22 protein-coding genes are annotated in these 22,152 nt (G+C 44.0%); 11 read left to right on the top strand and 11 right to left on the bottom strand.

The features are described from left to right. The 7 genes from FG24_RS00725 to FG24_RS00695 all read right to left on the bottom strand — a co-directional run bounded on the left by FG24_RS00725 (position 1) and on the right by FG24_RS00695 (position 8,292). Positions 1-1,971: a TonB-dependent receptor plug domain-containing protein gene (locus tag FG24_RS00725; protein WP_036299950.1), complete on the bottom strand. Its 1,971-nt coding sequence runs from the start codon at positions 1,969-1,971 to the stop codon at positions 1-3. A 12-nt stretch (positions 1,972-1,983) separates the two neighbouring features. Continuing rightward, positions 1,984-2,889: a 50S ribosomal protein L3 N(5)-glutamine methyltransferase gene (gene prmB / locus FG24_RS00720; RefSeq protein ID WP_036299947.1), complete on the bottom strand. Its 906-nt coding sequence runs from the start codon at positions 2,887-2,889 to the stop codon at positions 1,984-1,986. A 73-nt stretch (positions 2,890-2,962) separates the two neighbouring features. Then, positions 2,963-4,102: a succinyl-diaminopimelate desuccinylase gene (gene dapE, locus FG24_RS00715; protein ID WP_036299945.1), complete on the bottom strand. Its 1,140-nt coding sequence runs from the start codon at positions 4,100-4,102 to the stop codon at positions 2,963-2,965. Next, the gene (locus tag FG24_RS00710; protein ID WP_036299943.1) at positions 4,099-4,452 is read right to left on the bottom strand and encodes an ArsC family reductase; all 354 of its coding nucleotides are present in this window, start codon (positions 4,450-4,452) and stop codon (positions 4,099-4,101) included. Before FG24_RS00710 ends, dapE begins: the two co-directional genes overlap by 4 nt. A 23-nt stretch (positions 4,453-4,475) precedes the next feature. Further along, positions 4,476-5,303 carry a 2,3,4,5-tetrahydropyridine-2,6-dicarboxylate N-succinyltransferase gene (dapD, locus tag FG24_RS00705; protein ID WP_036299941.1) on the bottom strand — a complete coding sequence of 276 codons (828 nt, stop codon included), beginning with the start codon at positions 5,301-5,303 and terminating at the stop codon, positions 4,476-4,478. 155 nt (positions 5,304-5,458) lie between these two features. Continuing rightward, complete coding sequence (locus FG24_RS00700) at positions 5,459-6,298, bottom strand: M48 family metallopeptidase (RefSeq protein WP_235189701.1); 840 nt, start codon at positions 6,296-6,298, stop codon at positions 5,459-5,461. Positions 6,299-6,408: 110 nt separating this feature from the next. After that, positions 6,409-8,292, bottom strand: coding sequence for a potassium transporter Kup (locus FG24_RS00695; RefSeq protein ID WP_036299938.1), 1,884 nt, complete (start codon positions 8,290-8,292; stop codon positions 6,409-6,411). A gap of 332 nt (positions 8,293-8,624) precedes the next feature. On the opposite strand from FG24_RS00695, the gene FG24_RS12850 reads away from it, so the two are divergent. Further along, on the top strand, positions 8,625-8,927 hold the full coding sequence (locus FG24_RS12850) for a lmo0937 family membrane protein (protein ID WP_036299936.1): 303 nt from the start codon (positions 8,625-8,627) through the stop codon (positions 8,925-8,927). A 93-nt stretch (positions 8,928-9,020) separates the two neighbouring features. After that, positions 9,021-9,233, top strand: a complete 213-nt coding sequence (locus FG24_RS00685; RefSeq protein WP_036299935.1) for a hypothetical protein — start codon at positions 9,021-9,023, stop codon at positions 9,231-9,233. Between the two features lie 15 nt (positions 9,234-9,248). On the opposite strand, the gene xseA is transcribed toward FG24_RS00685, so the two are convergent. Then, positions 9,249-10,481, bottom strand: a complete 1,233-nt coding sequence (gene xseA, locus FG24_RS00680; protein ID WP_036299934.1) for an exodeoxyribonuclease VII large subunit — start codon at positions 10,479-10,481, stop codon at positions 9,249-9,251. A 44-nt stretch (positions 10,482-10,525) separates the two neighbouring features. Here xseA and FG24_RS00675 point away from each other — a divergent pair, with 44 nt between their 5' ends. The 6 genes from FG24_RS00675 to FG24_RS00655 all read left to right on the top strand — a co-directional run bounded on the left by FG24_RS00675 (position 10,526) and on the right by FG24_RS00655 (position 15,370). Continuing rightward, on the top strand, positions 10,526-11,047 hold the full coding sequence (locus FG24_RS00675; RefSeq protein ID WP_235189778.1) for a disulfide bond formation protein B: 522 nt from the start codon (positions 10,526-10,528) through the stop codon (positions 11,045-11,047). Positions 11,048-11,092: 45 nt separating this feature from the next. Continuing rightward, complete coding sequence (gene cysM / locus FG24_RS00670; RefSeq protein ID WP_036299931.1) at positions 11,093-11,980, top strand: cysteine synthase CysM; 888 nt, start codon at positions 11,093-11,095, stop codon at positions 11,978-11,980. A 12-nt stretch (positions 11,981-11,992) separates the two neighbouring features. Further along, positions 11,993-13,816, top strand: coding sequence for a hypothetical protein (locus tag FG24_RS00665; RefSeq protein WP_036299929.1), 1,824 nt, complete (start codon positions 11,993-11,995; stop codon positions 13,814-13,816). 27 nt (positions 13,817-13,843) lie between these two features. Next, positions 13,844-14,020 carry a hypothetical protein gene (locus FG24_RS12720; RefSeq protein ID WP_200876857.1) on the top strand — a complete coding sequence of 59 codons (177 nt, stop codon included), beginning with the start codon at positions 13,844-13,846 and terminating at the stop codon, positions 14,018-14,020. A 93-nt stretch (positions 14,021-14,113) separates the two neighbouring features. Next, the gene (locus FG24_RS00660; RefSeq protein WP_036299926.1) at positions 14,114-14,530 is read left to right on the top strand and encodes a YdbL family protein; all 417 of its coding nucleotides are present in this window, start codon (positions 14,114-14,116) and stop codon (positions 14,528-14,530) included. A 66-nt stretch (positions 14,531-14,596) separates the two neighbouring features. Beyond that, positions 14,597-15,370, top strand: coding sequence for a 3'-5' exonuclease (locus FG24_RS00655; RefSeq protein WP_036299924.1), 774 nt, complete (start codon positions 14,597-14,599; stop codon positions 15,368-15,370). A gap of 55 nt (positions 15,371-15,425) precedes the next feature. Here FG24_RS00655 and FG24_RS00650 read toward each other — a convergent pair whose 3' ends face one another. Both FG24_RS00650 and FG24_RS00645 read right to left on the bottom strand, forming a co-directional pair. Continuing rightward, positions 15,426-16,502 (bottom strand): M48 family metallopeptidase, encoded by a 1,077-nt coding sequence (locus tag FG24_RS00650; protein ID WP_036299923.1) that lies wholly within the window; start codon positions 16,500-16,502, stop codon positions 15,426-15,428. Between the two features lie 82 nt (positions 16,503-16,584). Beyond that, positions 16,585-17,031 (bottom strand): hypothetical protein, encoded by a 447-nt coding sequence (locus FG24_RS00645; RefSeq protein ID WP_051901381.1) that lies wholly within the window; start codon positions 17,029-17,031, stop codon positions 16,585-16,587. Positions 17,032-17,143: 112 nt separating this feature from the next. Here FG24_RS00645 and rlmD point away from each other — a divergent pair, with 112 nt between their 5' ends. Together rlmD and FG24_RS00635 are read left to right on the top strand one after the other, a co-directional pair. Further along, positions 17,144-18,535: a 23S rRNA (uracil(1939)-C(5))-methyltransferase RlmD gene (gene rlmD / locus FG24_RS00640; protein WP_036299922.1), complete on the top strand. Its 1,392-nt coding sequence runs from the start codon at positions 17,144-17,146 to the stop codon at positions 18,533-18,535. 132 nt (positions 18,536-18,667) lie between these two features. After that, positions 18,668-19,372 carry an OmpW/AlkL family protein gene (locus FG24_RS00635; RefSeq protein ID WP_036299920.1) on the top strand — a complete coding sequence of 235 codons (705 nt, stop codon included), beginning with the start codon at positions 18,668-18,670 and terminating at the stop codon, positions 19,370-19,372. 286 nt (positions 19,373-19,658) lie between these two features. Here the strand turns inward: FG24_RS00635 and hemN are convergent, their stop codons facing one another. Next, on the bottom strand, positions 19,659-21,122 hold the full coding sequence (hemN, locus tag FG24_RS00630) for an oxygen-independent coproporphyrinogen III oxidase (RefSeq protein WP_081880911.1): 1,464 nt from the start codon (positions 21,120-21,122) through the stop codon (positions 19,659-19,661). Positions 21,123-21,420: 298 nt separating this feature from the next. Between hemN and fnr the strand changes: the two genes are divergently transcribed. After that, the gene (gene fnr, locus FG24_RS00625) at positions 21,421-22,152 is read left to right on the top strand and encodes a fumarate/nitrate reduction transcriptional regulator Fnr (protein WP_036299918.1); all 732 of its coding nucleotides are present in this window, start codon (positions 21,421-21,423) and stop codon (positions 22,150-22,152) included.

Raw genomic sequence — 22,152 nt, 5'->3', positions numbered from 1 at the left:
TTATTGAAATCCGTAAGTTAATTGCAACCAAAGATTCCGTCCATCTTGCTCTACAAGTGCAATAGGGGAGATATAGTCTGGTGCAATGTGTACATAACGTTTATTAAATGCGTTGCGTACTGTTAATGCTGCGTCAAGGTTAGGTAGTACGTGATTAGCACTGATGGTGAAATTGCTGAGCGCATAGCCCTCGGCAACCTTTCCAAGTGCGGATACTCGTCTTGAAACTGCTTGTACTTCTAAGCCTGCTCTTAATGCATTATGAAATAATGGTGCTGATAAGTTTAATTTGGCAAGGTGGTGTGGTGAGTTCGCCGCCCATTCGCCTTCAGCGTCTCTTGAGTTTTGGTAAGCATAGCTTGTGCGTATATGCGCACCCATTTCGGCGTGGTGCTCAAACTCAAATTCAATGCCATGGGTATATGTGCCGCCGGCATTAAAGTATTGGATATTGTTGTATGCAGTGCTGCTAATCATGCGGTCAGTAGATTGCTGATAAATGGTGCCAAGCAGACGCGAGCGGTTGCTCCAGCGGCGCTCTGCAATAAGCTCAGTTGCGGCCACTTTTTCTATTCTAAGGTTTTCGTTAGACATTTGAGCATGACCATCTGCAAAATACTTTTCATAGGCAGTAGGTGTGCGATGACCTACGCTGTGCGATAAACGTAATGTGTAGGATGGAATTGGCTCGTAAATGACTGCAACACTTGGTGAGATAGCATCGCCATCATCTGTGAAGTAATCGTAACGTGTGCCTAAATTAAGCCAAAAATTGTTACGTAAGGTAATTTCATCCTGTAAATATAGGCTTGTACTTTGCCGTGCACGATTAGATGATATTGCAGGCGTCGAGATTTTTCTTTCATAATCGTCACGATAAGCAGCACCAAAGATGAGTTGATGGCCTGTAAACCAGCTGGCGACAAATTTAGCCTCTGTTCCCCATTTTCTCCCTGTTGCATTTTCTATGACCTTATTACCGCTAAAGGTTGATCTTCCGTCATAGAGATAGTCGCTGTAATCGGTTTGTAATGAAAGCTTCAGCTGATTTGAGAGGTTGGTGTGGTACTGGCCTGAGATGAATTTGCTGGTGTCATCGTAAGTGTATCGACGATTAAAATCTGCACCATATGGGGCCGTAGGAATTTCTTTATGGCGACCGCTGTAGCCTGCACTAATTGACCAAGAGTCACCTTGTATTTTGGTCAATAGGCGTTGGTTTTGCTGCGCATCTAAGTTGTGGGCAATCCAATTGTTAATTTCGGGGAAGCGAAGTGATTGACCTTCGCTACTAAGCCCTGATGCCGAAACGAGTAGGTCTACACCATTGCTCAGACGCTTTCCGTAAGTGGCTCGGGCCTTTTGTGTGTCATAGCTTCCTATCGATAGCCCAGCTTGTCCACCATCAAAATCATGACCATTCTTAGTAATAATGTTAATGATGCCAAAAAACGCATTGTTGCCATAAGCGACGGAGCCAGGTCCTGACACATACTCTACACGCTCTATCAGTTCGGTATCAATGATGCCATCGTTGCCTAGGTAGGACTGGTTATATACATTGTCATTCATTTGTATACCATCTACCAGCAACATGATGCGGCCGCTATAGTCGCCAGGGCTACTGTAACCACGTCCTCCAAGAAAGTCGTAGGAGCGGTCGTTGGTAATGGTTAGCCCACGCATGCTGCTGAGTATCTCTGCCAGAGTGCGATAGCCGTAAGTCTTGATGTCGTCGGCAGTGACAATGCTCACCGCAGAGCGTGCATTGCTGACTTGGCGAGCAATTTTAGATGCGGTAGTGACTTCTAGTTGAAGTAAGTGCTCAAGTGAGGTTTGGGTTAAATCCAGCTGTTCGGTATTGATATGTTCGGCGTAGACGCCTGTCGAGAAGAGTGAGCAAAATGCAAATGCTGCAGAACGCAATAGATTGCCTGCTGCATGATGCTTAGTATGCATTTTTCTGAACATGCAGCTTTGTTGTTACAGCGATTGCAGTTGATCACGTGTGAGTAAAAACACAAACTCATCACCTGAAGATACCTCTAACCAAGTAAATGGTACGTCTGGATAAGCCTCTAACAGCGCGTCACGATTATGGCCAATTTCAACGATTAGCACGCCCTCTTCGGTAAGGTGGTTTGCTGCTTCACGTAAAATGGTGTGCGTATGATCTAAACCAGCATCGCCGCTACCAAGGGCTAGTTGTGGTTCATTGCGGTATTCTGCAGGTAATGCTGCCATGGATGGCGCATCAACGTACGGTGGGTTGCTAATGATTAAATCGTATTGCTTACCTTTAAGCTGGCTAAACATATCAGACTTAATTGCTGTGATGCGATCTTGCAGGTCGTAGTTCTTGATATTGATATTGCTTACGTCAATTGCATCTTGTGAAATATCAATCACATCGACATTTGCTTCTGGGTAGGCATCAGCCAATAACACACCTAAACATCCACTACCAGTGCAAATGTCGGCAGCACTGTTTATCAGCTCCGGAAACTCAATCCAAGGAGCTAAACCATCATTGACCAATAGTTCAGCGATAAATGAACGTGGAATCAGTACGCGCTCATCCACGAAAAACTTAAAGCCTTGCAGCCAAGCTTCTTTTAGCAGATAAGCGGTTGGTGTATGTTTAGTGACACGTTGCTCAACAAAGCTAGCGAGCTTGTTACGTTCACTATTAGTGAGCTTTGCATCTAAAAAGTTGTTTAGTGTGTCATGTGGTAAATGTAATGCCCCCATGACTAGCCAGACGGCTTCGTCATAACTGTTGTCAGTGCCGTGTCCGTAAAAAATATCGGAGGCCTCGAACTGACTGACTGCAAATCTGAGCCAATCTCTGATCGTTAGAAGTTCGGTGGTTTCTTGATTGTAGGTCATTATTTCTTGTCAGCGATTGATTGAGCGTCTAAAAGGGCATCAGTTCTTATTGAACAGTTTTTGTTTTAGCTACCTATTTTAAAAGCTTTTCCATGGTTAATTGATAGGTTTGTTTGAGTGGTTCTATATCTGCAACGCCTACACATTCATTTAATTTATGAATAGTTGCATTTAGTGGACCAAATTCAATCACTTGTTTGCATATGTCTGCAATAAAACGGCCATCAGAGGTGCCGCCAGTGGTCGAGAGTTCTGGCGTAATGCCGTAGGCCTGTTCAATCGCCCCTGAAATCGCCTCAACTAGATTGCCGCGCGGCGTAATGTAAGGAGGGGAGTATTCCCACTCTAATGAGTACTCTAGTGCGTGTTTGTCTAAAATGGCGTGCACGCGGCTTCTTAGGTTTTGCTCTGTGCTGCCTGCGCCATCAAGTTCTGGGCAGAACCGGAAGTTAAATAAAATCTCTACTTCGCCAGGTACCACGTTAGTAGCACCAGTACCGCCGTTCATGTTTGATATCTGCCAAGAGGTAGGCGGGAAGTATTCGTTACCTGTGTCCCAAACCGTTTCTACCATGTCTTTAATAGCAGGTGCCACCATGTGAATCGGGTTCTTGACCAAGTGCGGGTAAGCAATGTGACCTTGTATGCCTTTAACCACCAAATTGCCAGACAGCGAGCCACGACGACCATTTTTAATCATGTCGCCTACTTTTTTATTACTGGTTGGTTCACCAACGATACAGTAATCAATCATCTCACCGCGTGCTTTTAGTGCTTCAACTACCTTTACCGTACCGTTCACGGCGATACCTTCTTCATCTGAGGTAATCAGCAAGCCAATAGAACCTTGGTGGTTTGGGTTTTCAGCCACAAAGGCCTCAATGCTAGTGATAAACGCAGCTAACGAGGTTTTCATGTCCGCTGCGCCACGCGCATAGAGCATGCCATCTTTAATGGTTGGCTCAAACGGTGGTGTATGCCATTTATCTAATGGGCCTGTTGGCACTACGTCGGTATGGCCGGCAAATACTAACAATGGACCGGTTGTGCCGCGGCGTGCATAAAAGTTATCAACGTCACCAAAGCGCATACGCTCGATTTTGAAGCCTAATGGCTCCAAGCGCGAAATCATCAACTCTTGGCAGCCAGCATCTAGCGGCGTGTTAGATTGGCGTTGCAGAAGGTCGATTGCTAACTCTAAAGTTGTGCTCATGATTTAAAGGTTTCTCTGTATATGTTTTCATCAAAGCCCAAGCTAATGACTTTGCTGTCTTTAACAAGTACTGGACGTTTAATGACTGAGGTTTTCGCTTGCATGAGTGCCGTGGCGGTCGTATTGTCGGTAATGCTGGATTTTGTTGCGTCATCAAGCCCGCGCCATGTCAGGCCGGCACGATTGATGAGTTTTTCCCAAGGGTGTTGCATCAGCCATTGTTGAATAGTTGCTGCATCAATGTCTGATTTTTTGAAATCATGAAACGTATAGGCAACACCGTTTTCATCTAGCCAAGTGCGGGCTTTTTTAACGGTGTTGCAATTGGGAATGCCATAAAGCGTGAGCATTGTATTTTAGGCTCTTTGAAAGCTTAGATACCGCGAAGTAATTCGTTAATGCCTACTTTACCCAATGTTTTAGCATCTACTTTTTTCACGATCACAGCACAGTAAAGGCTGTAGCTCCCGTCTTTTGATGGTAAGTTACCTGAAACCACTACTGAACCAGCTGGTACGCGGCCGTAGAATACTTCACCTGTTTCGCGGTCGTAGATTTTGGTAGATTGACCAATGTAAACACCCATTGAGATTACGCAGTTGTCTTCAACAATAACGCCTTCAACCACTTCAGAGCGAGCACCGATGAAACAGTTGTCGCCAATGATGGTTGGGCCTGCTTGTACAGGCTCTAATACGCCGCCGATACCAACGCCACCGCTTAAGTGCACGTTTTTACCGATTTGTGCGCATGAGCCTACCGTTGCCCATGTGTCTACCATGGTGCCTTCGCCCACGTAAGCGCCAATATTGACGTATGAAGGCATCAACACTGCATTTTTACCGATGAATGAACCACGACGTACAATCGCGTTAGGTACTACGCGGAAGCCGCCTGCTTTAAAGTCTTCTTCAGTGTAATCTGCAAATTTAGGTGGCACTTTGTCAAAGTATTTAGTGACGCCATCGTCCATTAACTCATTGTCTTTTAGACGGAATGAAAGCAATACTGCTTTTTTCAACCATTGGTGTGTTTCCCATTGTTGCGTGTCAGCAACACGGCTTGCAACGCGTAGTTTGCCGCTGTCTAAATCTGCAAGCACAGAAGCTACAGTAGATTTGATTTCAGCAGATGCGTTGCCTGGGTTGATGTTAGCGCGGTCTTCAAACGCGGCTTCGATAATGCTTTGACGTGGATCCATAAAAGTCTCTATTGATTTTGAATAAGTTGGTAAATTGAATAATGCGACATTTTAACTCAAACAGGAGAATAGCCCAAAAATAAAGCGCACAACTTATGCTGTGCGCCATAACAAAATGAGGGTAGTCTAAAAACCGTTTGAATCGTGATTGTTTGTTATTTTTTTGCCGCGTCGTACAGTGGTCTTACTTTAGGGGCAAGTGCGCGTAATTCTGCGATGCGACTTGCACTTGCAGGGTGGGTGCTTAGGAATTCAGGCGGTTTTGCGCCACCTTGAGCTTCCATTTTTTGCCATAGAGTGACGGCTGCATCTGGATTGTAGCCTGCACGCGCAGCCAGCTCAAGGCCGATTCTGTCAGACTCTCGCTCTTGCTCACGCCCATTAGGAAGCGCGAAAAATAATTGTGAACCCATGTTTGCCGCTTGTACTGAAGCATTGCCAACAGCAGCACTGGTACTTGCGGATAGTACGGCACCTAGTGCTTGTAAGCCAAATTGTTGAACATACGCTTGCGACATGCGTTCACGTCCATGCTCACGCAATGCATGAGCGATTTCATGGCCGATGACTGCAGCCAGTTCATCATCAGTGGTTTTTAACTTATCAATCAAGCCTGTATACACCATAATTTTTCCGCCAGGCATGCAGTAGGCGTTGAGTTCATCATTCTTTTCTACGTTGATTTCCCATTTCCATTGGGTGGCATCTGGTCTAAATACACCAACCTGCGCAATTAGCCTGTTAGAGATTTTGCGCACGCGATCAAGCTGTGCTTTGTTGGCGTTGAGTGTGTTTTTCTTTTCAGCCTCTTGTAGCGTTTGAGTGTAGGCTTGAGTCGACATAGAGGTAACTTGTGACTCTGGTAGCAGTAGCAACTGTGAACGGCTTACCCCAGATACGCTATCTTTGGTTGTAGTGGCGCAGCTGCTTAAATGGGCAATGAAAACAGCAGCCATCATGACGCTAAACTTTTTGCTTGCAAATAGATGGGTCATTTTTACTAATCCGTATGATTTATTTAAATGTTAATGCTTTAGATTCGTTTTGGTTTAATGCTGTGCGGTAATTAAACAAACTTTTACATTTAATCTTAATGCTTTAAAGCTTAGAAGGTGACTTGCGTGCCAAGTTCAACGACGCGGTTAGGCGGGAGTTTGAATTGGTTGGTAATCGTTTCTGCGCTTCTAAATAGGCCGATAAATATTTTTTTACGCCAGTAAGCCATTTCGGATGATTCATGGGCAATTAAAATTTCTTTACCGATAAAGTAGGAGGTATCCATTGCCTCTAATTCTAGGCCTTTTTCTGCGCATAAAGCCAAGTCTCTTGGTAGATCTGGCTCGTCTTTAAATCCGTAATGCACGGTTACGCGGTAAAACTCGTGTGGTAATACTTCAACTGTCACTCGGTCTTCCACTGGAATACGTGGAAAATCTAAAAACTTTACCGTCAATATAACGACTTTTTCATGCAGCACTTTGTTGTGTTTTAAATTATGAAGCATGGCATGAGGCACACCCTCTGGGTTGGGCGTCATAAATAACGCAGTACCAGATACACGTGCGGGCGGGTGTGCACTGATCGCTTCAATAAACGGGTCTAGGGCCATTGCTTCATTTTTTAGATGCTTATAAAGCATGTTGCGGCCAGTTTTCCAAGTGATCATTAAGGTGAAAATAATCACGCCGATGATGAGTGGAACCCAACCACCATCTGGAATTTTAAGGACGTTCGCACTAAAGAATGCGATATCAACCGTTAAAAATATGGCGATTAATGCGCCAGTGCGTAGTTTGCTCCAGCCCCAAAGGTTGTGGAACACAATACCAGCTAGCAATGTGGTGATAATCATATCGCCTGTGACTGCGATGCCATAGGCGGCTGCCAGATCACCAGATGAGCCAAACCCAATCACTAATACCATGACGGCAAGCATGAGCCCCCAGTTCACTCTTGGCATGTAGATTTGGCCTTGTTGGCTTTCTGATGTGTGTGACACATGCATGCGCGGTAAAAAGCCTAACTGTAATGCTTGGCGTGATACAGAGAATGCGCCTGTAATAACAGCTTGCGAGGCGATAACAGCGGCCATGGTCGCTAAGATGATGAGCGGAAACAGCATCCACTCAGGCGCCAGTAAGTAAAATGGATTTTTAACGGTTTCTGGGTTTTTTAGTATTAAAGCCCCTTGCCCAAAGTAGTTTAGAATCAGCGCCGGCAAGACAAAGCCAAACCAAGCTAGGCGGATAGGGGAGCGTCCAAAGTGCCCCATATCAGCATACAGTGCTTCAGCACCAGTCACAGCCAATACCACCGCACCTAGTGCGACAAATGCAATCCATGGACTAAGCTGAAAAAAGTGAATGGCATACACAGGATTCAGTGCATTGAGTATGGTTGGATATTGCATGATGCCGTTAATACCTAATATGGCTAAGGTACTAAACCAGAGCAGCATAATAGGCCCAAAAAAAGCGCCAACCAGCGCCGTGCCTTTGCTTTGTGCCCAAAACAGGAGAAACAGTACAACTAGCGTAATAGGAAGTATCAGCGGGTGCAGAATCGGCGCGGCTACTTCTAAACCTTCTACAGCGGATAATACTGAAATAGCCGGTGTAATGATGCCGTCCGCATAAAACATGCAGGCACCAAGAATCCCTAGCAACATAATATTGCGCTGTTTTCTTGCATCGTCTGCCACATTGCGGCTGGCGAGCGCCAGTAGCGCCATAATACCGCCTTCGCCGCGGTTGTCTGCTCGCATAATAAACGCGACATATTTGATCGATACAACCAAAATGAGTGCCCAAACGATTAGCGACAAAATGCCAAACATATTGATTTCGGTGAGCGGTACTGGGTGTACGCCCACTGAAAAGACTTCTTTAAGTGTATAGAGAGGACTTGTCCCGATATCGCCAAACACTACGCCAAGTGCGGCAAGCGTGAGTGCTGAGCGTTTGGTGTTGCTACCAGAGGCTGATGACATTATGGAGTAATGAGCATTAATAATTAAGTTGGCTATTATCAGCCAATTCTCGTATGAAACCAATAATTATCTTAGGCGTAATGGGTTTTTGGAGGGTGGTGCACGTTTTGACCATGGCTGAGGGCGTGATGTTCGCTAGCGCACAGAGCAGAATTCACTTGAAGCAGATGATTTGAAAAGTTGGGTGAATTGAAGTGAGTAGTTTGATTTTATAGTAACAGTGCTTTTGATGGTGGCGGTTATTTAAGGATAAGACAAAAGTAGCAGCATGGAACGATACAAATTTAAAATAGTCATAGCAACGATATTAAAAAATTTATGGACTCAGTGAGGTGATTTTCTTTGTTAACTCTGAGTCCGGTATTAACAACGCTATTGATGTTGCGAGTAAAGTAAATAATGTGGTGTTGGTTGAGCATAGTCCGTCTTTAAAAACCAACCAACTGATTAGGTTTTTGCTTGGCTTGATTGTAACTGGGGGTGTCATAATGCTTGAAACAATTGCCATAATTTTGATTATTCTATGGTTGCTAGGGTTGGTATCAGCCTACACCATGGGCGGTTTTATTCACTTGCTACTGGTGATTGCTGTGGTGGTGATATTGGTGCGTTTGATTCAAGGAAAGCGACTTTAAATATGCGTCAGTAACTATTTCCAAAGGGTTTGTTTAAACTTTTTTAATTGAGAGTGCTCATAGAGAGCTGGATGCTTAAAAGGTGGAAACTAAATGAAAGCAATTAAGTTGTTAGGTGTTGTACTGCTGATCGCAGGTGGTTTGGCATTAGCCTATGGTAGTTTTACCTACACTAAAGATACACACACAGCTAAAATTGGTTCGATAGAGTTGTCAGTAAAAGAGTCTGAAACAGTCAATATTCCGGTCTGGGCTGGCGTCGTTTCTATGGTGTTTGGTGCTGTTTTATTAATCTCGCGTAAGTAGCCTTTAATATTTACGTTACTCGTTGCTGATTGTTTTAATCGTCGCATCGGCTGAGCCAACACCTAGGGTTAACATCACTTCATCACCACTTTTGAGTTGCGAGCTAGCGCTGACAATCGCCCCTGCTTTAGTTTGTACTAGCGCATATCCTCTGGTGAGTACCGCTTTAGGGTTTAGATGTTGCAGGTTTTGCTGTAGGCGTAGCAATGATTGTTGTTTGCCTCGCAACTGTTGATTGATGCTGTTATTTAAACGGTAAGCCATTTGTGTGACTTGAGTTTTTTGTTGTGCAATTTGCTGCGATGGCGAAATCAGCCTGCGTGCTAAATAATCTAGTGCTTGATATCGCTGATTAAGTACAAACTGTATGTTTTTTGATAGTTGTAGTTTTAATTGATTGGTTCGGCTGAGCATTTCATCGCGTGAAGGCGTTGCAAGCTCGGCAGCAGCCGTTGGGGTGGCTGCACGAATGTCCGCGACAAAGTCACAAATGGTGAAGTCAGTTTCATGACCAACGCCGCTAATGGTTGGGATTGTGCAGTTGGCGATGGCTCGAGCGACCACTTCTTCGTTAAATTGCCATAAATCCTCGATACTGCCACCCCCGCGACAAATAATGAGTACATCGCATTCTGCACGTTCATTGGCGGTGTTGATGGCATTGGCGATGAGTTGAGCAACACCTTTGCCTTGCACTGGGGTAGGGTAAATAACAATCGGGATATTGGGCATGCGGCGTTTGAGCGTGGTCAGCACATCTCTTAATGCGGCTGCATCTGCAGAGGTCACAATCCCAATTTGTTGAGGATTTTTTGGAATCGCCCGTTTGATATTGGTATCAAACAAGCCTTCGCTACTTAGTTTTCTTTTGAGCTGTTCAAATGCTTCGAATAAAGCACCTAAGCCAGCACGTTGTACAAACTCTACAGTGAGCTGAAAGTCACCGCGTGCTTCATACAAAGTAACTGTACAGCGTGCTTCAATTTTATCGCCTTCACGCGGCGTAAAATCTACATAGCTGTTGCGGCCTTTAAACATCACACAGCGCACCTGTGCACCTGCATCTTTTAATGAGAAGTACCAATGCCCACTAGCTGCGCGTGTAAAATTGGACACCTCGCCTGACACCCAAAATAGCGGGAAACTTTGCTCTAGGATATTTTTTGCCAAACGATTCAGTTCGCTAACGGTCAGTACTTTAGTGTTGAGTGTGTTTTCCTGAGATAAATTTGCAGCGAAGTCAGTCAAAATGGGCTTAATCCGTTAAAATGATTTTTTAAGATTATATCGTGATGGGCACCATGCTAAATAAAATTCTTACAGGTCGTACAGGTTATTTACTCGGTTTTGTTGGCTGCTTTGGATTGGTCGGGCTGGCATTGTGGATACAAACACAATACGGTCTTGAGCCATGCCCATTGTGTATCTCACAGCGTATTGTTTTTATGTCCTTAGGCGTACTGTTCTTGTTAGCAGCTTTGTTGCCTAAGTGCCTAAAATTGCAGTCGCTATTACAAGTATTAACGGCATTAGGCGGTGCAGGTGTGGCAGTGCGTCATTGGTGGATACAGGCACATAAAGACGAAATGATTGCAGACTGCGGCGTGGGTTTTGACTATATGTTTGAGAACTTCCCCTTAGAAAAGGCGTTGACGCTGGTGTTTAAAGGAACTGGTGATTGCGCTGCTATCGACTGGACGTTTTTGGGGCTTACCATTCCGCAGATGTCGCTGATTGCATTTATCGGTTTTGGCCTATATGCAGTGTATTTAGCAAAATTAAACACTAATAAAAAGTTAAATACCAAAAAATAAATGTAATTAATCATCAATATCATCAAAAGATAGAGAAATTATTTAATGTACAAAACGATAGACGACTTTGTTGGCAATACCCCATTAGTTAAGTTGCAACGCATGCCCGGCAATACTAGCAATACCATTTTATTGAAACTTGAGGGTAACAATCCAGCCGGTTCAGTCAAAGACAGACCAGCTTATTCGATGATTACGCGCGCAGAAGCACGAGGAGACATTAAGCCGGGTGATACGCTGATTGAGGCAACTAGCGGTAATACCGGTATCGCGCTTGCAATGGTCGCTGCGATGCGTGGCTATAAAATGATATTGGTGATGCCGGACAATCAAAGCATAGAGCGCCGCCAGAGCATGAAAGCCTATGGTGCAGAGCTAGTATTGACACCGAAAGACGGCAGCATGGAGTTGGCACGTGATGTTGCCATGAAAATGCAAGCAGAGGGCGAGGGCATTGTGCTAGACCAATTTGGTAATGCTGATAACCCGTTAGCGCATTATGAAGGTACCGGCCCTGAAATTTGGCGTGATACTGAGGGCAAGATCACGCACTTTGTTTCTAGCATGGGTACGACAGGCACCATCATGGGCACGTCGCGTTTTTTGAAAGAGCAAAACCCTGATATCCAGATTGTTGGTGTGCAACCTGAAGAGGGCGCGCAAATCCCTGGTATTCGTAAATGGCCAGAAGAATATATGCCTAAAATTTACAATGCTAGCGCGGTAGATGAGTTGATTTATGTTAGCCAGAAAGATGCTGAAAATACCACACGCAAACTAGCAACTATGGAAGGAATTTTTGCAGGAATTTCATCCGGAGGTGCTTTGTATGCAGCGTTGCAACTATCTAAGCGCGTAGAAAATGCTGTGATTGTTAGCATTGTGTGTGACCGAGGTGATCGCTACCTTTCTACAGGTGTTTATCCATCGTAACCTAGACGTGAAATGAACGCTCTAGGCCGCCTTGTTGGTTTCTTCTGTTTAGTTTGTTATAGCGTTTTTGCACATGCGGTTTCTGAGATTTCTATCAGTGCAGCACATGTTGAGCATGAGATGGGGGATGCAAAAGACATCGCATTAAAAGTGCGCCTGCATCAGCCCAACCCTAATGTCACGCTACATGCTGCAGTAAAGCCTGCAAAGTCGAATGCACAGAGCAAGCCTGAAGATTGGATGCAGTTTGATTTAGCTTGTGATCTGCCAAAACGCCTTAATGCAGTTGAAGTGCGTTGCATCAATGGGCGGTTAAAAGGTACACGCGTCGACTTACCTTTTGATTTAGAAATCAATCGCTTATTTAGTCGACATCAACTGGATTTAAACGCGGTTCTTCACTTAAAAGGTGGGAGCTTTAGTGACGAGGCTGGATTGCATGCAGCAGAAAAGCTGAATGGAGCTCTCACGCTTGCATTAAAACGAGAAACGTTAGGTTGGCAATGGCAAACTTCTCTGGATTGGAAAACCGGCGAAGTATTCTGGCAGCCGTTTTATATTGAAAGTGGCGGCCATACTGTGGTTGCAAACGGCACCCTGAAGGACGATATGCTGCATGTTGACCATGCCCATTTGAAAATCAACCGGGTGGGTGAGTTGGATGCAGATGGGGTGATGCGTCTAACTGACGCTAAGTTACTTGATTTAAACGCCACGCTACCTAAGCTAAATCTGAGTGCCGCTTATCCTTTGCTGTTTAAGCCGCTGTTAGGCAACACTGCTTTTAACAACGCCACGATTGAGGGTGATGCAGCCTTGGCGCTTAAAATCAAGAATGCAGAGTTGCAGTCATTTGCACTAAAACTCAATCATGTTGATATTGTTGATATTAATAACAAGTTTGCGTTTTATCAGCTAAATGCCAATATTCCATGGAGCTATGAGGCATCTAACCCTGTTCAGTTAAGTTATGACCACGGAAGTTTGCTCAACTTGCCTTTAGGTAAAACTGAAGTGAATGCTGAAGTGAATCGTTTCTCGCTAACGGCGCCTAATATCCGGTTGCCGTTGCTGGATGGCGCTTTGAGTTTATCTAATGTGTCCGCAGCACGTATCCGTGATGAGTGGTATTGGCATCTCAGCGCTAAGTTAGAGCCGATATCAATGTCCGACTTTACAACACAGCTCAAGTTGCCGCGTATGCTAGGTAAGGCTTCTGCTGAAATTCCCCTAGTAACTTATAGTGGCGGCGTGCTGACCACTGATGGCAGTGTGGTACTGCATGTGTTTAACGGCACTGCAACAGTAACCCAGCTGACGATGCATACCCCATTGGGAATCGCACCAAAGTTGAATGCGGAGATTGTACTCAGAAATCTGGATTTAGGTGAACTTACCAGAACATTCTCGTTTGGCGCCATTGAGGGGAAATTAGATGGCGATATTAAAGCCTTAGAGTTACAGAACTGGAAGCCGGTGACCTTTGATGCCAGCGTGCAAAGTAGCCCGGGTAAGTATCCTAAGAAAATATCACAGCGTGCAGTGGAGAATATTTCGGCCTTGGGTGGCAGTGGTGCGGCAGCGGCAGTGCAACGCAGTTTTTTGCGATTTTTCGAGCAGTTTAATTATGGAAAAATGGGATTAAGCTGTCGATTGCGCAACGATATTTGTGAAATGGGCGGTGTTGAGTCAACCCCGCATGGGTATATCATCGTTAAAGGAAGTGGTATCCCAGCAATTACAGTGATGGGGTACAATCAAACTGTAGGCTGGAGTGAACTGTTAGCGCGGGTGAAGCGTGTGACTGATGGTAATAGTAAGGCTGTTGTTAAGTAATCTCTTTAAATCATAAAGGATTTGGTAATGAAAAATTGGTCGATCGCTTTGGTGCTGGCATGTGCCTTACCAGCTTGTGTCACTATTAATATTTATTTCCCTGCTGCTGCGGCAGAAAAAGCTGCGGACAAAATTATTGATGATGTATGGCAACTTAAAAATGGTGCAGAGAAACCAAGCACTAATACGGTAGAGCCTAAGTAAGCTTTGGAGCCTCAGTAAATTACTGATCAGCTTAAATAACTCACTTTACATATGAGTTTGAGCCAAATAAATAATCCAGTTAAAGGAATGATGATGAAAAAAATGTTATTCAGTTTGTTGTTAATAGGCGCAATGTTTGCAAGTCAGATGGTGGTTGCAGCGGCAGACCTAGAAGTTAACACGCCAGCGATTTCAGCGATTAAGGGTAGCATGCAATCTCGCCATGCACAGCTTGCGCCACATTATGCAAGTGGAGCTGTTGGCTTAACTAAAGACGGCATGGTTGCTGTACGTGACGCTAACGCAGTGCCGTTAAAAGACCGCGCATCACTCAATGGCGTAGTGGCTGCTGAAAATGCTGACCGTGCCAAACTTTACAAAGAAATCGCCACCGCCAATGGTCATCCAGAGTGGCAAGCTGAAATTCAAAGCACGTTTGCAACCCGTTGGATTGATAAAGCGCAAGGCGGATGGTGGGTGCAGGATGCCAGTGGTTGGACCAAAAAATAGTTGAGATTCATTTACTCCGCGTTTGCTTTACCCCGAGTTTTCTTACGATTTTAATAAAGCCCTGACATGACTCCTACTTTAGTTTTTGATATCGAAACCATTCCAGATACATATGGTTTACGCACTTTACTAGATTTGCCCGCAAACGTTTCTGATGAGGATGTTGCTAATATTGCGCTACACCAACGTCGGCAACAAAATGGTACCGAGTTCCTGCCGCTGCATCAGCACCGCATTTGCGCTATTTCATGCGCGTTGCGTGAGGGTAAGCAATTTAAAGTATGGACGCTAGGCGATCCGGACTCATCTGAGGCTGAAATTATCCAGCGTTTTTTCGATGGGATAGAAAAATACACGCCACAGATTATTTCTTGGAACGGCGGCGGGTTTGATTTGCCGGTGCTGCATTATCGCGGGCTAATTCATGGTATTAACGCCAGCCGTTACTGGGATTTAGGCGAAGACGACAAAGAGTTTAAGTGGAACAACTATATTAGCCGTTATCACACACGTCATTTAGATTTGATGGATGTGATGGCCATGTTTAATGCACGTGCCAATGCGCCACTGGATGATTTAGCCAAGCTGTGCGGCTTCCCTGGTAAGTTAGGCATGGATGGCAGTAAAGTGTGGGATGCCTACAAAGCGGGGCAGATTGCGGAAATTAGACATTATTGTGAAACTGATGTGGCCAACACGCATTTGGTTTATTTGAGATTTCAGTTGATGCGCGGTCATTTAACGCCCGAAGCGTATGAAGCGGAAATCGATTTAGTGCGTGATACCTTATCAGGCTATACCGCGCCGCATTGGACAGAGTTCCTAGCGGCGTGGAAATAGTGCAGGATGATGGTAAAGCGCTAAGTAGGCACTTGGTTATTTCTTAACCCAAGGTTTACTTTTTTAGCTCGGGGTTGAGTGCGGCGCCTTTTTCAAGCTTCCCTTTAATTTCTTTCACGGTTTCTTCAATCGCGACAAACCGCTCTGGCGTTGTTGGGTGAGAAGATTTTGTGGTGATTGCTTGAGAGTTATTAATTGCCATTCTTCTCCAGAAGCCAGCAGCGTTATCGATATTAAAGCCAGCTTTCTGCATGATGTATAAGCCTACGTAGTCAGCTTCTTGCTCAAACTCAACAGAATAGGCATTCCCCGCAATGCCGGCACCCATTCTGCTAAAGTCTCCATTTGTGTTAACACCGGCCGTGGCTGCGGCTATATCCAGTAATAAACCAAATATTCCACCTGCGGTGGCGTTTTTCTTTTTTGCATCGATGTGTTGCATCGCGTTGTGTGCAAGCTCATGGCTGACGACTAATGCCATCTCTTCATCTGTTTTAAAGAAGTCCATTAGCCCCTTATAAACTACAATGTTTTTACCATCTGCATAAGCGTTCTTGGTGTCGTCAGGCGCTAGATGTACTTGAAAGTCACAGGACTTGACTGGCGTGATAGATACTTTATGTTCTGCACCATCTCTTAATACTGACATCTCGACTGGGGATAGGCTTTTTGCCTGTTCTGCTAGCTTTTGTGCTAATTGTTTATCTGCGTCTTTGCCAATTGGTACTAGCCAGTGATTGATGGATACCAGAATATCACCGTCTTTTAGTGCTGCTTTATCAGCAGGCGACTTTTCAACGACATGCAGAATCTTAAATCTTTCGTCTAAGTTAAACTTAGACTTAGTGACTTCTTTCCAAGCAGGTTTAAAGCCATCCTGATTCCAGTAGTTAAAGCCATAGTAGCCGGCGGTTTTGTCCCCGCATAAGTCAGTGCCATAAATAATAATACGTGAAGAAACATTCTGTAATTTTTTATAGTTACTCATGTAATCTTCTACTACAAGCTCTTGTTGTTTCTTTGCTTCAGCGTTAGTGATCTCGTTATTAGCAATCGGTGCCCGAGTTTGTGGTGCGGCACATCCAGTAAGGATTAAGATTGCAATAATGAGTGAGGGTTTTGTAAATAACACCTTGATTTCCTTATTTTTTATATTTTGATGACGTGGTTTTATTTGTGTTGTATACGGGGCTTAATTGTTTTAATGCAATTGATTAAAGTGCTTGCTCAGTTGGCTGGGTTGAACTTGCTTCTTTCCAGTTAAGAATGATTTTTTGATTGCTACTTGCATCAACGGTTAACCGATGGCGCAATTTTTCTCCATTGTTCGTAGCCAATATCGTATAGGAACCTGCTGGTAAATTAACGTATAGCATAGGTTTGGCATTTTTTAACCTAAAAACGAGTTCATTTTGAGTATTGTATATATTGATGTTAATCGCCGTGGCTAAGTGACCATCTTCACCTTCTGAGAAAATTAAGTTCAGTGTGAATTTCTTTGCATGAGGGCGCATTTCAATCACTTCTTCATGGCCAATGCCGCCAGTGAGATACTGAATGCCACTTTTTGTGGTGTGAATTTGTTGTTCAGCCGCATTGGCAACTTGAAATAGAGCTGTTCCAATGAATGCAATTGTGACAAAAAAGTTTTTTAGATTCATGAGAAAAATCATTTCTTATTATTTAGGTTTGGTTGAAATTGAAGCGTTGATATCCAGTTTATCAAAATAAGATAATTTCCTCTAATACAAGCTCTGCGGTAAAATTTAGCCTATGAGAAAAAGACGAAATAAAGCACAAGCTGAAAATATACCTGCACCAATCTTAACGGCGGTGATTGAATCATTAGACCAAGAAGGCCGTGGTGTTACCCATGTAGAAGGTAAAACGATTTTTGTTGATGGCGCATTGCCAGGTGAAAAGGTTACTTTTCAGTCACAACGAATTAAACCGAGCTATGAAGTCGCTAATGTGGTTGAGGTATTAAAACAATCCAATCAACGCGTCACGCCAAAATGTCCGCATTTTGGTCTGTGTGGCGGGTGTAAGTTACAGCATTTAGATTTTGCAGCACAGGTGGCGACAAAGCAGCGTTTACTTGAGAGTGATTTGTGGCATATCGGCAAAGTAACAGCTGAAAATATGTTACCCCCGCTTTATGGACCTACTTGGGGTTATCGTCACAAAGCGCGCCTAAGTGTTAAGTATGTAGAGAAGAAACAGCGTGTATTGGTTGGTTTTAATGAGAAATCAACACGCTTTGTGGCGGATATGAATAGCTGTGAAGTGCTGGTGCCTGAAGTTTCTGCATTGATCGCACCACTGCAAGATTTGATTGTGCAACTAAGTATTCGAGATAAATTACCGCAAATCGAATTGGCAGTGGGTGAACCAGATGCTACTCCGCCAGACGCACGTGCACAAACAGGTAAGTCTGTCATTGTTTTGATTCTGCGTATTATGGCACCATTAACAGAGCAAGATGAAACCCTGCTCAAATCGTTTGCGGATGATCATGACGTTCAAGTTTGGACGCAAACTAAAGGCCCAGATACCATTAAGCCTTTTTATCCTTTAAATGGCTCTGCACTAAGCTATAGTCTGCCAGAGTTCGATTTGAAGTACCCATTTAAACCTAATGAGTTTACGCAAGTTAACCCGCAAATTAACCAGGTGATGATACGCCGCGCGATGCAGTTGCTTTCGCCTAAAGCGGGCGAGAAGATTGCAGATTTCTTCTGTGGTATTGGTAACTTCACATTACCTATCGCACGTAGTGGCGCGCAAGTGCTAGGTTTAGAGGGGCTTGCAAATCTGGTTGAGCGTGCCAACGAAAGTGCACAATTAAATGAGATTAATCACGTTAAATTTGGGGTGGCTGATCTATTTAAAATGACACCTGAAGCTTTAACAGGGTTAGGGCGTTTTAATAAGTGGTTAGTCGACCCGCCGCGTGATGGGGCGTTTGAGCTGGTTAAATCGCTAGATGCTAGTAATCAGCCAGAGTCTATTGTGTATGTCTCTTGTAACCCTGCTACATTGGCGCGCGATGCTGGCGTGCTGGTGAATGAAAAAGGGTATCAGTTAAAAGCTGCGGGTGTGATTAATATGTTCCCGCATACTGCGCATGTCGAGTCTATTGCGTTATTTACATTAAAACACTAAGGGCTGTTGCAAAAAAGCAATAATCTCTGATTAGCACTACTTCACTTGATGCAAATCAAAATGCATCTGAAATTAGCTCAATATAATTCACCCATCGAATTTAAATTAGTTAATTTTAAGTGGAGAGTGGAAATGAATAAGTCAGTATTAGTGTTGGCAATCGCTGCAGCTTTTGCCCCAATGTTAGCGCAAGCTGAAGCGGGTGATTGGGTGGTACGTGCACGTGCTGTAAATGTTAGTCCGAATGAAGATAGCCGATTAGGCACGAAAACAAACCAAGGCAGTCTGGGTACGGTTTTGTCTTCCGACGCAGAGTTGACTGTTAGCGACAAGGTAATTCCTGAGTTGGACATTTCTTACTACATCACAAAAAACATTGCAGCAGAGTTGATTTTGGCTTTAGGTACACGCCATAACGTTAGCATTGAGGATGATTCACTAGGTGCGGTAGGTAATCAAGATTTAGGTAGTGTGAATCTTTTGCCACCTACATTAACTTTACAATGGCACTTTAACCCAGACCAAATGATTGACCCATACGTTGGCGCCGGTATTAACTACACGAACATGCTTGATAAGAAATTAAAATTCTCTAGCGGCGCTCGTGCTGGTAATTCAATCAAAATTGATTCAGATAGCTGGGGTTATGCACTACAAGCTGGTGTTGACGTTAACTTGAAAGATGGTTGGTTGATTAACGCTGATGTTAAATATGTCACGATAGATACTGATGTTAAAGCTAGACTTGGCGCTAATAATACTGGTGCTTGGGAAAAAATTGACTCACTAGATATTAACCCATGGGTTGTAGGTATCGGTATTGGTAAAAAATTCTAATTATTTAATGAATGCTATGTAATCAAGAATAATTAACGGTTTTAAGGCTCCACATTTGCCCCTGTTATCCTAGAAGCAGGGGCTTTTTTTATGTCCTTTCCGGCGAGAAGGTGGTTTTTTGTCGCGACGGATGCAGCCTGCCTTTTAGGCGATTGAAGAATAGTGCGGATTAACCAGCTAAGTGTTTGCTGTATGGAAGCAGGTGGGTGAGTAGTTTTGGCCGTGTGTGGGGTGATGGGGTGACAGAGTTTTTCTCTGTACACCCACATAAGACTGATGCAGCGAGTTAGATTATTTTAGAGAATCTTGCTCGGTTACGATCAGTTTGTAAGTAACGGTCAAAGATCATGGCTACGGCACGTACAAAGAACCATCCAAAATCGGTGACTTGTATGCCTGATTTTTCTAAGATAATCATGCCAGTTTTCTCAAGCTCTTTAAGTGACGCTAGTTCTGCTACAAAGTATTCTTTAAAGTTAATCATGTAGGCAAGTTCAATCGATTCATACTGCAATTCACCTTGGCACATTATGGCCATAATTACGGCACGACGAACCAGGTCGTCACGAGTTAATGCTAAACCACGCACAATCGGGAATCTGCCTTGATTAAGAAAGTCGTAATATTCCTCTAGTGTTTTGGCATTTTGGCTATAGGTTGCGCCTACACGACCAATTGCAGAAACGCCTAGGCTGATTAAATCGCAATCTGGTTGAGTGCTATAGCCTTGGAAGTTGCGATGTAACCTGCCTTGACGTTTGGCAATCGCCAGTGCGTCTGTAGGTAAGGCAAAATGATCCATACCTACATATACATAACCTGCGTTAAGGAATGTGGAAATCGCATTAGATAGCATCGTAATCTTGGCTGACGCTGCCGGTAGCTCGTAAGCGTCAATTCTACGTTGAGGTTTAAAGCGCTCAGGCAGATGCGCATACGCATACAGTGCGATTCTTTCAGGTCTTAGTTCTACAATTTGCGATAAGGTTTTTGAGAATGATTCTGGTGATTGCTTGGGTAAGCCATAAATCAAGTCAACATTCACTGAATCAAACTTAAATCGTCGCGCTGCTTCTACTAGCGAGAATACTTGCTCAGCCGGCTGAATGCGATGTACCGCTTTTTGTACTTCTGGGTCAAAGTCTTGAACACCAAAACTGAGACGGTTAAATCCAAGTTTGGCTAAGTGCTCCAAACGCTGTTCGTTAACCGTGCGTGGATCAACCTCTATGGAGTACTCTCCATTAGGCGCTAATACAAAACTGCGACGTATCATCGCCATCAGTTCACTGAGCTCGTCATCGCTAAAGAAAGTAGGTGAGCCGCCGCCTAAGTGCAATTGTGAGATGGTTTGGCCAGCACCTAAGTGCTCAATATGTAAATCAATTTCACGGCTGAGATATCTTAAGTATTCTGCGCTGCGCTCGTGGTGTTTAGTGACGATCTTGTTGCAGGCACAAAAAAAGCAGAGTGACTCACAAAATGGGATGTGCACATAAATTGATAAGGGCAGGGTTAAACCACCAATACGGCGTTGCGCTAAAGTTTGTTTGTAGACGTCTTCTGTAAAGGCTTCAACAAATCGGTCAGCAGTTGGGTAGGAGGTATACCTAGGTCCTGACACATCAAACTTTTCTAATGTTTCTGGCGTTAATGTCGGTATGGTGTTTTTTATTTCAATCTTGCTGCCATTTGATTGGCTATTGGTGGATTGTTTGCTAGGAAAGTTGATTGTATTGTTGGCAACCATGATTGTGACTCCTAAACCGTTTGGTTTATCCTGTAAATATGAAATACACGCTGCGCAATGGCATTTGCTTCCTAACTGAGGTTAGGTGTTTTGCTGTAGTTTGCCTCACTATCAGGCACTGTTTGTGATGACAGCTTAATATTGACAGGGCAAATGACAGGACTGTACTTTGCCACGACTACGATCAAAAACCTTTGATGCACATCAAAAGATAATGATGAAGAAATGATTATTTAATTTACTGGCGGCAAATTGCTGAAAGCGGTATGCTTAATAAAATCGTATTAATGGGCACATTATGCAACCTGCTTTAAATCTAGAAACCATCAAAGTCGCTTGTTCAAACTGTAATCTACGCGAGCTTTGCATGCCCATCGGTTTTAATACCGATGAAATGAAAAGGCTTGATGAAGTAGTGGAAAAGCGTCGCCGTGTGAAACAGGGTGAGTTGTTATTTAATAGCGGAGATACGTTTACTTCTCTGTATGCAATCCGTACCGGGTTTTTTAAAACCTGTGTCACCAGTGAAGATGGCCGTGAACAAGTGACTGGTTTCCAAATGGCGGGTGAAATTATTGGCATGGATGGTATTGTGAGTGACCGCCATAACTGTAATGCCGTGGCGTTAGAAGATGCAGAAGTCTGTGTGATGCCGTTTGCAACGGTGGAAGACCTTTCGCGTGAGTTGCCTGTGTTACAAAGACACGTACATAAAATTATGAGCCGTGAAATTGTGCGCGAGAATAGTGTGATGATGTTGTTAGGTAATATGCGCGCAGAAGAGCGTTTGGCAGCATTTTTGCTGAATCTTTTGCAGCGCCTACATGCCCGTGGCTTATCTCAATCTGAACTAGTGCTACGGATGACGCGCGAAGAAATCGGCAGTTATCTAGGTCTTAAATTAGAAACGGTAAGCCGTGCGTTTTCTAAGTTTAGTGAAGACGGCATTATTGAAGTAAAACAGCGTTACGTTAAAATTCTAGAACCAGAAGCGTTGAAAAAAATATTCAATCCACAAACTTTATTGTAA

It is taken from the genome of Methylotenera sp. L2L1 (assembly GCF_000744605.1).
Classification (GTDB): Bacteria; Pseudomonadota; Gammaproteobacteria; order Burkholderiales; family Methylophilaceae; genus Methylotenera.
Note: the sequence above shows the minus strand (reverse complement) of the source record. Positions and strands in the feature narration are given on the sequence as shown.